The sequence below is a fragment of the Mesorhizobium sp. B263B2A genome (assembly GCF_020165775.1).
In the GTDB taxonomy this organism is placed as follows: domain Bacteria; phylum Pseudomonadota; class Alphaproteobacteria; order Rhizobiales; family Rhizobiaceae; genus Mesorhizobium; species Mesorhizobium opportunistum.
The window spans coordinates 771,824-782,845 of sequence record NZ_JAIUIU010000001.1 but is presented as its reverse complement, the minus strand read 5'-3'; the positions used below and the strand labels follow the sequence as shown (position 1 = coordinate 782,845).

Below are 11,022 nucleotides of genomic sequence, written 5' to 3'. Positions count from 1 at the left end.
ATAGGGACGGGCAGAAGGGGGCTGGCCGCTATGCCGGCTCCCTTCTTGTAACGCCGGTGATTGGCGAAAGCATTGGCGAGAGCGCCCCTCTCCCCGTCCTTGTACGGGGAGAGGATGCCGGCAAGCAGGTGAGGGGCAGCGCTGAAGTGGCGAGAATAGCTCATTTCCCAACCTGCCTCGCACCAACACCCGCCGCCGCCTCAACCGAAGAAATCTCGTGCGTCAGCGTGTTGCGGCTGATCTTTAGCCAGGCCCGGCAGCCGCCGCCATGATACCAGTGTTCACGGGTGTCACCGGCGATGTTGTCGCGCAGATAGACGTAGTCGAAGACCTCGTCTTCCGAAGCGCCGGCCACTGGGCGCACTGGCTTGGCATCGCCGAGATAAGTAAACTCGCCGAGTTCGCGTTCACCGCAGAAGGGACAGACAATACGCATGTGACCGTCCTCAGTGAAGGTTCGGTTGGGCGCCCTGGCCCTTTTCGTCTATCACGGCACCGGTCCGGAACCGGTCGAGGCGGAACCGTGCCGCCTCCTTGTGGGATTCTTCGCGAGCCAGGAGGTGTGCAAAGACGAAGCCCGAGCCGGGCGTCGCCTTGAAGCCGCCATAGCACCAGCCTGCATTGAGATAGAGCCCGTCCACCGGCGTCTTGTCGATGATCGGCGAACCGTCCATCGACATGTCCATGATGCCGCCCCACTGGCGCAGCAGGCGCACGCGGCCGATCATCGGCATCAGCGCCATGCCGCCCTCGCAGACATCCTCCATGACCGGCAGGTTGCCGCGCTGGGCGTAGGAATTATAGCCATCGATGTCGCCGCCGAAGACCAGCCCGCCCTTGTCCGACTGGCTGACATAGAAATGGCCGGCGCCGAAGGTCATGACACCCGGGATGAGCGGCTTGATCGCCTCGGAGACGAAGGCCTGCAGCACATGGCTTTCGATCGGCAGGCGCAAGCCGGCCATCGCCGCGACGCGCGAGGAGGAACCAGCCACCGCCATGCCGACCTTGCCGGCGCCGATCTTGCCGCGCGAGGTCTCGACGCCGGTCACCTTGCCGTTGGCGTCACGGACAAAGCCCGTCACCTCGCAGTTCTGGATGATATCGACGCCGAGCGCGCTTGCCGCATGGGCATAGCCCCAGACCACGGCATCGTGCCGTGCCGTGCCGCCGCGCCGCTGCAGCAATCCGCCCTGCACGGGAAAACGCGCATTGTCGTAGTTCAGGAACGGGATCATCTTCTTGACCGCGGCGAGGTCGAGCAGTTCGGCATCGATGCCGTTGATGCGCATGGTGTTGCCGCGCCGCGCATAGGCGTCGCGCTGTGCGTCGGAATGGTAGAGGTTGATGACGCCGCGCTGGCTGACCATCGTGTTGTAGTTGAGGTCCTGCTCCATCCGCTCCCACAGCTTCATCGACAATTCGTAGAAGCCGGTATTGCCGGGCAGGCCGTAATTGGAACGGATGATGGTGGTGTTGCGGCCGGCATTGCCGGAGCCGATCCAGCCCTTTTCGAGCACGGCGACATTCCTGATGCCGTATTCGCTGGCGAGGAACCATGCGGTGGCAAGGCCATGGCCGCCCCCACCGATGATCACCACGTCATAGCGGTCCTTCGGCGTGGCATCGCGCCAGGTGCGCTGCCAGTTCTTGTGGCCGGAGAGGGCAGCACGGGCGAGCGAGAAGATCGAGTATTTCATTGCGTCATTCCAAGGCCGCTCGCCCTACGCCGGATTCTTTTTTGACGCATCGGATTTACCCGAAAACCGCTTCACACTTTTCGGTCCGATGCTTCTAGATATCCAGCGTGTGGTCGCGCTCCCATTGCGTGAAGTGCGAAGCATAGGAATTCCATTCCTGATGCTTCAGCTTTAGGTATGCCGACGAAAATTCCTCACCCAGCGCCGCCTTGAGCGATTTGTCGTTGTCGAACTCGCGCAGCGCGTCGAGCAGGTTGAGCGGCAGCTTCGGTGCGTCCGTGACGGTATGGCCGAGCTGGTACATGTCGATGTCGTAGCGCTTGCCCGGATCGGCCTTGGAGCGGATGCCGTCGAGACCGGCGGCGATGATGACGGCTTGCAGCAAATAGGGGTTGGCCGCGCCGTCGGGCAGGCGCAGTTCGAAGCGGCCGGGTCCCGGCACGCGCACCATGTGGGTGCGGTTGTTGCCGGTCCAGGTCACCGTGTTCGGCGCCCAGGTCGCGCCCGAGATGGTGCGCGGCGCGTTGATGCGCTTATAGGAATTGACCGTCGGATTGGTGATCGCGGCAAGCGCCGAGGCGTGCTTCATGATGCCGCCGAGGAAGTTTTTGCCCTTGGCCGACAGGCCGAGTTCCATCGAGTTATCGGCGAACACATTGGTCTTGCCAGTCTCGTCCCACACCGAGATATGGGCATGGCAGCCATTGCCGGTCAGCCCCTGGAAAGGCTTTGGCATGAAGGTCGCGCGCAGGCCGTGCTTTTCCGCGATCGACTTGACCATGAACTTGAAGAAGGAGTGCTTGTCGGCGGTCGCCAGCGCATCGTCGAAGGCCCAATTCATCTCGAACTGGCCGTTGGCATCCTCGTGATCGTTTTGATAGGCGCCCCAGCCGAGCGCCAGCATGTGATCGCAGATCTCGGCGATGACATCGTAGCGCCGCATCACCGCTTGCTGGTCGTAGCAGGGTTTCGAGGCCGTGTCGTATTCGTCGGAAATCGTTTTGCCGTCGGGCGAGATCAGGAAGAACTCGGCCTCGACGCCGGTCTTCACATGCATGCCGTCGCTGGCGGCTTCCGTGATCAATCGCTTCAGTGTGTTGCGCGGCGCCTGGTCGACCTGCTTGTCGTCCATGATGCAGTTGGCGGCGACCCAGGCGACTTCGGGCTTCCACGGCAGCTGGATCACCGAGGCGGGATCGGGAACCGCCAGCATGTCGGGATGCGCCGGCGTCAGGTCGAGCCATGTGGCGAACCCGGCAAAGCCGGCGCCATCCTTCTGCATGTCGGCGATTGCCTGCGCCGGCACCAGCTTGGCGCGCTGCCCACTGAACAGGTCGGTGTAGGAAATCATGAAATATTTGACGTTTTTCGCCCTTGCGAATTCTGCAAGATCAGCTGTCACGGAAGTTCCCCATTTTGTCGATTGTTGGCCCTAGAGCATATGGCCTTCGGCCCTTCGTTGATTAGAAGCCGTTCTTCCCCGGTATCCAGTTGGTGCCGGCCAGCGGCACGCCGGCCATGGCGGCTGCCTCGATCGTCAGCGCAACGAGGTCCTCGGGTTCGAGATTGTGCAGGCTGTTCTTGCCGCAGGCACGGGCGATGGTCTGGGCCTCCAGCGTCATCACCTTGAGGTAGTTCGCCAGCCGGCGGCCGGCGGCGACCGGATCGACCCGCTTCATCAGTTCCGGGTCCTGCGTGGTGATGCCGGCCGGGTCGCGGCCCTCATGCCAGTCGTCATAGGCGCCGGCCGTCGTGCCGAGCTCGTTGTACTCCGCCTCCCAGCGCGGATCATTGTCGCCGAGCGCGACAAGTGCTGCCGTGCCGATCGAGACCGCATCGACGCCCAATGCGAGCGCCTTGGCGACATCGGCGCCGTTGCGGATGCCGCCCGAGACAATCAGCTGCACCTTGCGGTGCATGCCCAGATCCTGCAGCGCCTGCACCGCCGGCCTGATACAGGCAAGCGTCGGCTGGCCGACATTCTCGATAAACACTTCCTGCGTGGCGGCGGTGCCGCCCTGCATGCCGTCGACGACGACGACATCGGCGCCGGCCTTCACCGCAAGCGCTGTGTCGTAATAGGGCCGGGCGCCGCCGACCTTGACGTAGATCGGTTTTTCCCAGTCGGTGATTTCGCGCAATTCCAGGATCTTGATCTCGAGATCGTCGGGGCCGGTCCAGTCGGGGTGACGCGAGGCCGAGCGCTGGTCGATGCCTTTCGGCAGCGTGCGCATCTCGGCGACGCGGTCGGAAATCTTCTGGCCAAGCAGCATGCCGCCACCGCCTGGCTTGGCGCCCTGGCCGACGACGACTTCGATCGCGTCGGCGCGGCGCAGGTCACGCAGGTTCATGCCATAGCGGGACGGCAGATATTGATAGACCAGCTGCTTGGAATGGCCGCGTTCCTCCTCGGTCATGCCGCCGTCGCCTGTGGTGGTCGAGGTGCCGGACAGCGTCGCGCCGCGCCCAAGCGCTTCCTTGGCCGGACCGGAAAGCGAGCCGAAGCTCATGCCGGCGATGGTGATCGGGATTTTCAGCTCGATCGGCTTCTTGGCATGACGCGAACCCAGCACCACGCTGGTGTCGCAGCGTTCGCGATAGCCTTCGAGCGGATAGCGCGAGATCGAGGCGCCCAGGAACAGGAGGTCGTCGAAATGCGGCAGCTTGCGCTTGGCGCCGGCGCCACGGATATCATAGATGCCGGTCGCCGCGGCGCGGCGGATTTCGGAAAGCGTGTAGTCGTCGAAGGTCGCGGATTTGCGCGGCGTCGTCGGCGGGTTGCGATAGGTCATGCTGCCTCAATACGCGTCGGCGTTGTCGATATTGAAATTGTAGAGCGTGCGCGCCGAGCCATAGCGCTTGAACTCAGACGGCTTGACGCCGGTGACGCCGGCGCGGTCGAGCAGCCCCTGCAGCAATTGCAGATGTTCGGGCCGCATCTCCTTGGGGATGCAGTCGGCGCCCAGGCTGCCGACGTTGCCGCGCACGAACAGGCGCGCCTCGTAGATGGAATCGCCCAGCGCGTCGCCGGCATCGCCCAACACCACCAGATTGCCGGATTGTGCCATGAAGGCCGACATATGGCCGATATTGCCGTGCACGACGATGTCGATGCCCTTCATCGAGATGCCGCAGCGCGACGAAGCATTGCCCTCGATGACCAGCAGGCCACCCTTGCCGGTGGCGCCGGCATACTGGCTGGCATCTCCCTTGATGGTGATCGAGCCCGACATCATGTTCTCGCCGACGCCGGGGCCGGCCGAGCCATGCACGGTGATGGCGCTGCCGGAGTTCATACCGCCGCAATAGTAGCCGACGCTGCCGCGCACATCGATGGTGACAGGCTGGTCGACGCCTACGGCGACGGAATGGCTGCCTTTCGGGTTCAACACTTCCCACGCGGTCTCGTTCGAGCCGGGAGCCAGATTGTGCAGCGCCTGGTTGAGCTCGCGCAGTGACATCTGGTCGAGATCGAACACCCGAGAGGCGTGGTCGCTCGCCGCCGTCTTTGAAAGGTTAATTGCCGGCATGAATTCAATGCTCCCAGAAATAGACGGTTGCGGGTTCCGGTTCCCAGACCCTCGCATTGTCTATGCCGGGTAGTTTGGTCAGCGCGCGATATTCCGAACCGAAGGCCACGTACTGGTCGGTCTCGGCCATCACGGCGGGCTTGCAGGCGATCGGATCGCGCACCACGCCAAAGCCGTTCTTGGTGCCGACGACGAAGGTGAAGAAGCCGTCGAGGTCGGAGAGCGTACCCTCCAGCGCCTCGCCCAGGTTCTTGCCATGCGCCATCTGCGATGAGAGATAGGCGGCCGCCACCTCGGTATCGTTCTCGGTCTCGAATTTCATGCCTTCGCGGATCAACTCGCGGCGGACATTGTTGTGGTTGGACAGCGAGCCATTGTGCACCAGGCACTGGTCGGCACCGGTCGAGAACGGGTGCGCGCCCATCGTCGTCACCGCCGATTCCGTCGCCATGCGGGTGTGGCCGATGCCATGCGTGCCGGTCATCTTGCGGACGTCGAAGCGGTCGACGACCGCTTCCGGCAGGCCGACTTCCTTGTAGATCTCGACGACGTCGCCGGCGCCCATGATGCGAATATCTGGACGCAGGGCCTGGATGGCCTCGCGTGCTTGGTCGATCTTGGCGGGCTCGGTCCTGACGACGGCGTGAGTCGATTTCACGGCGATCTTCACCGGCGCGCCGATAGCCTTGGCAAGGTCGGCTTCAAGGCCGCAGAAATCATGTTCCGGCTTGGCTGACTGGATGGTGATCTTGGCCTCGTTGCCTGACGGCGCGCCATAGATTGCAATGCCTGCGCTGTCGGGGCCGCGATCGCTGAGCGATACCAGCATTTCCGACAGCATCGCGCCGAGCTTCGGCTCCAGCGCCTTGTCCTTCAAGAAAAGTCCGACGATTCCGCACATGTCAGCCTCCCGACGTTTGTGGCTCCGAAATGATGTATCGAATGAATGTCTCAAATTCAATCGTATGAAAAAAATTTTCCTCTAGTTACACATGCGGCGCAATGCCGCCTTGCGGGTCATCGCCTCTGTCGCGGGTCTTGTGAACCCAAAGCGCATGGCGGACCCGGGCGAGTTTGTAGGCGTCGAGGATGGACAGCGCGTAGATCAGGACGCCGCCGGCATGGCGGCCGATGAAGCTGGCGTCGGGCGGCGCGATCTTGGCGGTCACCCACGCCAGGATCACCATGAAGAAGAGAAACTGCAGGCCACGCACCGGCACGCCGAGAATGACATGTCCACTTGCCGGCAACAGGATTGCGGCGCCGAGAACAAGGTAGGGATTGGTCGGGGCGGAAATGGTGGTGGAGTCGGTCATGCGGCCTGCCGTTCATGTCTGTTGATGGCGTCGCGAAGCGCCGACATCGACACCAGCAGCCTTTCGATCAGCGCCGGATCGAGTGCCGTGCCGCCAAATTCGGCCTGCCGGAAAACACCGTAACGGGCGCGCTCGGCCTCGGCCAGCAGCCAGACGATGCGAACCCCGTTCGGCGTGATCAGCAATTCCTTGGCGCGTCCTTCGGTGAAGATCTCGATATGGCTGGCGATGAGGCTCTGCGGAAAACGCGCGCCTCTCTTGTCGGTGCGCAGGATTGCCTCGGCTGGAAATCCAGGAGCCTTGGGCAGCGTATGCTCGAGGTGATCGAAATTGGAGAACGTCGTCGGCGAGCCTGGCCGCATCATCATGTCGAAAGTGGCTGGGACCGCGACCTCTTCTGTGAGCGAGACGCTGAGCCAGCGCGCCGGCAGCTTTCTCGTCGCCAGCGTATCGACGATGGTGCGCAGCTGAACGCGCTGGCCGTTCCACGAGCCTTCCCAGGTGATGACGCCGACGGTGCCGTCCGAGACATTGGCCGCGTCGGCAATGACGGCGCGAACGCGGGCCTCTTCGCCGGCGAGCGCCGCCAAATCTCTCTTGCGGCTGCGGCGCGCCAGCCACGCAAGGTGAAGGACGAGAACCAGGACAATTACCCCGGCGAGCAGTGCTGACGTCACCTCGGACATGTTGTCATGCCAGGTCCGCCCGGGATCCGGACGGACCTTCTCCCATCAATAGCCCTGCGGTTTTGGCCACGGCATGGTGAACTGTTCGCCGCGCCGCACGAATTTGTAGCGGTAGAAATGGAACCACAGCGAGATCAGGAAGTAGAAGGCGACCATGGCGATCAGCTGCGAGCCGAAGCCGAGGAAGATGGCGAAGAAGGTCACCACGCACAGGCAGAACAGCACGATCGCCGGCAGCGGATGGAAGGGGTGGGTGTAGCCGCGGCGGATCGAGCCAAGCGGCCACTTCTTGCGGAACATCATGATGTTGATGCTCATGAAAGTGTATTGCAGCACGCCCGACAGGATCGAGAAGGTGATCGCCTGGTTGAGGTCGGCGATGAAGGCGAAGGCCAGCGCGATCGGCAGCAGGAACAGGATCGAACGGTAGGGTGTACGGTATTTCGGATGCACGGCCGAGAACCAGCTCGGCAGATAGCGGTCGCGGCCAAGCGAGAACCACGCGCGCGCCGCATCGTTGATGCAGCCATTGGCGGAGGCGAGTGCTGCAAGCAGCGTGGCGACGAACAACAGGTTTTCCAGCAGCGGGCTGCCGGTCAGCTTGCCCGCGTCCCATAGCGGGTAATAGGTGATGCCGAGATATTCCCAGGGCATCAGCGAGGCGCAGACATACCAGGTCATGGCGGCCGCGATCAGAAGCGTGATCATGCCGGCCATCGTTCCGTAGGGCAGCGAGCGGGCTGGCGAGCGCACTTCCTCGGCGGCCTGCGTCGTGCCTTCGATGCCGAGATAATACCAGATGCCGAACTGGAAGGCGGCGATGACGCCGATCCAGCCATAGGGCAGCGCATTGCCGGGCGTGACCAGCTCGTTGAGCTTCAGCACCGCCCCTTGAGTCCACGGGCTGACCGAGAAGAACAGGATGACGATCGAGATATAGGCGATCGCGGTGATGACGAAATTGACGTTGAGCGTCATCAGCACGCCGCGGTAGTTCAGCCATGCCAGCACCACGATGGTGGCGGCGATGAAGGAATTGTGGGTGAGCCCTTCGACGCCGGCCTTGGCGACGATGGTGTCGCCAAGCAGGATGGCATCGGACACTTCCAGCATCGTATAGGCAAAGACCAGGAACAGCGCGACGTTGAAGGCCATCAGCGGTCCGACGATGTGCTTGGCCTGCGCATACTGGCCGCCGGCGGCGGCGACCGTCGACGTCACCTCGGAATCGATCATGGCGACCGAGGTGTAGAGCAACCCGACCACCCAGCAGACGATCAAGGCTGCCAGCGCGCCGCCCTTGTCGGCGGAGAAGTTCCAGCCGGTGAATTCGCCGACCAGGACGATGCCGACGCCGAGCGCCCAGACATGGGCCGGGCCGAGTACCCTCAGCAGCGATACCCGGTCGCCGTGAATGGTGGTGGTGATGGTATTCTCAACCGCGGCGGTCATCGATCAATCCCCACTCAGATACGGTGTTTTTCGGAGACGGCTTCAAGCTCGCCTTCGCGCGACGAGGTCAGAACGTCCTCGGAGTAGGTCGTATCGACCTTGAACCAGTCGTAAAGCATCCACAGCGCGAGCACGATCGAGATGCCCCAGCATGCGTAAGAGAGTGCCACCCACATGATCGTGCCCCCAATTGCTCGTCGTCGAAACTTTTATTTGTCGTCGAACTTCTCGTTGATGACATCGCGATATTCGCGGTCGGATGCCCGGAACAAGAACACGAAATAGCCGATCAGGACCGCTGCCATGACGATCAGCGTCGGCCAGTCGATGATGTAGTGGAAGCGGTTCTGGATGATGTCGTGCGCGGTCTCCGGCGTATAGCCGAGCTTTTCCCAGATTGAAGCCATGGTCGGATTCTGGCCGAGCGCTTCCCATGTCTTGGCGTCGAGCGCGTCGATGGATTTCGCGGCACCGGCAAGGCCGAGCTTCAGCGGCAGCCACAAGGCCACGAAGATGGCGACCACAACGACGGCGATATCGAAGACTTGCCCGGCCTTGCTCTGCTCCGGCGGCGTGTAGCGCGGCATGTTCTTGATCCTCAGGAGTTGCTGTTGCGGGCCGCGTCGGCGTTCTTGATGTCGAGCCCGTAGATGAATTCCTTGTCTTCCTTGTAGTGTTTGACCATCGCCAGGATGGCGGCCGTGTTGAAGATCAGCACGGCGGCGGCGGCAATCGCGACGACGGCCTTGATGCCGCCGTGCGGAATGTATGGCCATGTCATGAAAAGGACGAAGAGGATCGTCGCCCATAGGCAGATGATCAGTAGCGCGGATCCGCGCAAGTCGGAACGATACAGCGCCTCGATGCGCGGCTGCAGGTCTGACATCGGTTTTCCCCTTTTTCCGGCGAACGGTCTCCAATTCCTCCGCGCGCCGCTCTCTTTCAAGAGAGTGAAATTTTTTTCATAAATTCAGGCCGATTTCCGCAATTGTCAAGACGAATTTACGCAGAGTTAACCGTTTGGTTGGGTCGGTCGATTTTGCCTGACAATGAAATTATTTGCATTCAGGGGATTGCGGCTCTCCCGCGTTTGCGGTCAATATTCAACCCAAAGCTCCGGCCTCCGCGCCAAGGAGCGGGGAACAATGGATTTTTGAACGGAGGACGAGCGGATGACGGCATCCTGGAGATTTTCGACCCTGGCGGATCGCCATCGCGTGCTGGGTTCGAAGCTCGAAGACTGGAGCGGCATGGGGACCGCCTGGACCTACGATAAGGACGCCGACGAGGAATACACCGCCATCCGCACCAAGGCTGGGCTGATGGATGTGTCGGGCCTCAAGAAGGTCCACATCACCGGGCCGCACGCCTCGCATCTCATCGATCTTGCCACCACGCGCGATGTCGAAAAGATCTATCCCGGCAAATCGGCCTATGCCTGCATGCTGAACGAGGCGGGAAAGTTTACCGACGACTGCATCCTCTACCGCACCGGACCGAACGCCTGGATGGTGGTGCACGGCTCGGGCACTGGCCATGAGGAATTGCAGCGCGCCGCGATGGGCAGGGACGTGTCGTTGCGCTTCGACGACAATCTGCATGATTTGTCGCTGCAGGGGCCGGCCGCGGTCGACTATCTCGCCAAGCATGTTCCGGGCATCCGTGATCTCAACTACTTCCATCACATGCAGACGCAGCTGTTCGGCTTTCCGGTGATGATTTCGCGCACCGGCTACACCGGCGAGCGTGGCTACGAGATCTTCTGCCGCGGCCAGGATGCAGGCACGATCTGGGACAGGATCCTCGAGGAGGGCAAGAGCGCCGGCATCATTCCCTGCCGCTTCACCACGCTCGACATGCTGCGGGTGGAAAGTTATCTGCTCTTCTACCCCTACGACAATTCGCAAAAATACCCGTTCGAGAACGAAGGCCCCGGCGACACGTTGTGGGAACTCGGCCTCGACTTCACCGTCAGCCCGGGCAAGACCGGTTTCCGCGGCGCCGAGGAGCACTATCGCCTGAAGGGCAAGCAGCGCTTCAAGATTTATGGCGTGCTGCTCGACGGCAAGGAGCCGGCGGACGAGGGCGCGCCGGTCTATCGCGACGGCAAAAAGGTCGGCGTGGTGACCTGCGCCATGTATTCGCCGCTGGTCGAGAAATCGATGGGCATCGCCCGCCTCGACGTCGACTGCGCCGTCAAGGACACCAGACTCGAGATCCGCAACAAGAGCGGATCGATCAAGGCGACGGCGCAGCCATTGCCGTTCGATGATCCCAAGAAGACCAAGCGCACGGCGAAAGGCTGAGGCACAATCAACAGCGAGGGATTCGAGGCACG

The 11,022-nt window shown here is 62.2% G+C and carries 13 protein-coding genes; 1 reads left to right on the top strand and 12 read right to left on the bottom strand.

All coding sequences use genetic code 11. From position 1 onward, the window contains the following. Positions 1 to 160: 160 nt before the first annotated feature. The 12 genes from LB568_RS03815 to LB568_RS03760 all read right to left on the bottom strand — a co-directional run bounded on the left by LB568_RS03815 (position 161) and on the right by LB568_RS03760 (position 9,570). On the bottom strand, positions 161 to 436 hold the full coding sequence (locus tag LB568_RS03815; protein ID WP_224729143.1) for a sarcosine oxidase subunit delta: 276 nt from the start codon (positions 434 to 436) through the stop codon (positions 161 to 163). Between the two features lie 10 nt (positions 437 to 446). Continuing rightward, positions 447 to 1,700, bottom strand: a complete 1,254-nt coding sequence (locus tag LB568_RS03810) for a sarcosine oxidase subunit beta family protein (protein WP_013896784.1) — start codon at positions 1,698 to 1,700, stop codon at positions 447 to 449. A 94-nt stretch (positions 1,701 to 1,794) separates the two neighbouring features. Then, positions 1,795 to 3,102: a type III glutamate--ammonia ligase gene (gene glnT / locus LB568_RS03805; protein ID WP_224729142.1), complete on the bottom strand. Its 1,308-nt coding sequence runs from the start codon at positions 3,100 to 3,102 to the stop codon at positions 1,795 to 1,797. Between the two features lie 61 nt (positions 3,103 to 3,163). Next, the gene (locus LB568_RS03800; protein ID WP_010914750.1) at positions 3,164 to 4,492 is read right to left on the bottom strand and encodes an FMN-binding glutamate synthase family protein; all 1,329 of its coding nucleotides are present in this window, start codon (positions 4,490 to 4,492) and stop codon (positions 3,164 to 3,166) included. Between the two features lie 6 nt (positions 4,493 to 4,498). Next, positions 4,499 to 5,230: a GXGXG domain-containing protein gene (locus tag LB568_RS03795; RefSeq protein WP_023764604.1), complete on the bottom strand. Its 732-nt coding sequence runs from the start codon at positions 5,228 to 5,230 to the stop codon at positions 4,499 to 4,501. Between the two features lie 4 nt (positions 5,231 to 5,234). Then, positions 5,235 to 6,131, bottom strand: coding sequence for a class II glutamine amidotransferase (locus LB568_RS03790; protein ID WP_224729141.1), 897 nt, complete (start codon positions 6,129 to 6,131; stop codon positions 5,235 to 5,237). Between the two features lie 85 nt (positions 6,132 to 6,216). Next, complete coding sequence (locus LB568_RS03785) at positions 6,217 to 6,546, bottom strand: hypothetical protein (RefSeq protein WP_224729140.1); 330 nt, start codon at positions 6,544 to 6,546, stop codon at positions 6,217 to 6,219. Continuing rightward, positions 6,543 to 7,232 (bottom strand): hypothetical protein, encoded by a 690-nt coding sequence (locus LB568_RS03780; RefSeq protein WP_224729139.1) that lies wholly within the window; start codon positions 7,230 to 7,232, stop codon positions 6,543 to 6,545. The genes LB568_RS03785 and LB568_RS03780 overlap by 4 nt, the downstream gene beginning before the upstream one ends. 45 nt (positions 7,233 to 7,277) lie before the next feature. Beyond that, entirely contained in the window at positions 7,278 to 8,684 is a 1,407-nt protein-coding gene (locus LB568_RS03775; RefSeq protein WP_013896778.1) for an APC family permease, read from the bottom strand. A 14-nt stretch (positions 8,685 to 8,698) separates the two neighbouring features. Next, positions 8,699 to 8,860 carry a hypothetical protein gene (locus tag LB568_RS03770; protein ID WP_013896777.1) on the bottom strand — a complete coding sequence of 54 codons (162 nt, stop codon included), beginning with the start codon at positions 8,858 to 8,860 and terminating at the stop codon, positions 8,699 to 8,701. A 33-nt stretch (positions 8,861 to 8,893) separates the two neighbouring features. Then, a complete protein-coding gene (locus LB568_RS03765) occupies positions 8,894 to 9,271 on the bottom strand; it encodes a hypothetical protein (protein WP_013896776.1) in 378 nt (125 codons plus the stop codon). Between the two features lie 11 nt (positions 9,272 to 9,282). Beyond that, positions 9,283 to 9,570 (bottom strand): hypothetical protein, encoded by a 288-nt coding sequence (locus LB568_RS03760; protein WP_013896775.1) that lies wholly within the window; start codon positions 9,568 to 9,570, stop codon positions 9,283 to 9,285. A gap of 286 nt (positions 9,571 to 9,856) precedes the next feature. Between LB568_RS03760 and LB568_RS03755 the strand changes: the two genes are divergently transcribed. Next, positions 9,857 to 10,990, top strand: a complete 1,134-nt coding sequence (locus LB568_RS03755; RefSeq protein WP_224729138.1) for an aminomethyltransferase family protein — start codon at positions 9,857 to 9,859, stop codon at positions 10,988 to 10,990. The last annotated feature ends 32 nt before the right edge of the window (positions 10,991 to 11,022 follow it).

What these genes read in the sequence shown, in the direction of transcription:
- LB568_RS03775 (WP_013896778.1), bottom strand. Translation starts at nt 8,684, where the DNA reads ATGACCGCCGCGGTTGAGAATACCATCACCACCACCATTCACGGCGAC.
- LB568_RS03810 (WP_013896784.1), bottom strand. Translation starts at nt 1,700, where the DNA reads ATGAAATACTCGATCTTCTCGCTCGCCCGTGCTGCCCTCTCCGGCCAC.
- LB568_RS03815 (WP_224729143.1), bottom strand. Translation starts at nt 436, where the DNA reads ATGCGTATTGTCTGTCCCTTCTGCGGTGAACGCGAACTCGGCGAGTTT.
- LB568_RS03780 (WP_224729139.1), bottom strand. Translation starts at nt 7,232, where the DNA reads ATGTCCGAGGTGACGTCAGCACTGCTCGCCGGGGTAATTGTCCTGGTT.
- LB568_RS03800 (WP_010914750.1), bottom strand. Translation starts at nt 4,492, where the DNA reads ATGACCTATCGCAACCCGCCGACGACGCCGCGCAAATCCGCGACCTTC.
- LB568_RS03795 (WP_023764604.1), bottom strand. Translation starts at nt 5,230, where the DNA reads ATGCCGGCAATTAACCTTTCAAAGACGGCGGCGAGCGACCACGCCTCT.
- LB568_RS03760 (WP_013896775.1), bottom strand. Translation starts at nt 9,570, where the DNA reads ATGTCAGACCTGCAGCCGCGCATCGAGGCGCTGTATCGTTCCGACTTG.
- LB568_RS03765 (WP_013896776.1), bottom strand. Translation starts at nt 9,271, where the DNA reads ATGCCGCGCTACACGCCGCCGGAGCAGAGCAAGGCCGGGCAAGTCTTC.
- LB568_RS03770 (WP_013896777.1), bottom strand. Translation starts at nt 8,860, where the DNA reads ATGTGGGTGGCACTCTCTTACGCATGCTGGGGCATCTCGATCGTGCTC.
- LB568_RS03785 (WP_224729140.1), bottom strand. Translation starts at nt 6,546, where the DNA reads ATGACCGACTCCACCACCATTTCCGCCCCGACCAATCCCTACCTTGTT.
- LB568_RS03755 (WP_224729138.1), top strand. Translation starts at nt 9,857, where the DNA reads ATGACGGCATCCTGGAGATTTTCGACCCTGGCGGATCGCCATCGCGTG.
- LB568_RS03790 (WP_224729141.1), bottom strand. Translation starts at nt 6,131, where the DNA reads ATGTGCGGAATCGTCGGACTTTTCTTGAAGGACAAGGCGCTGGAGCCG.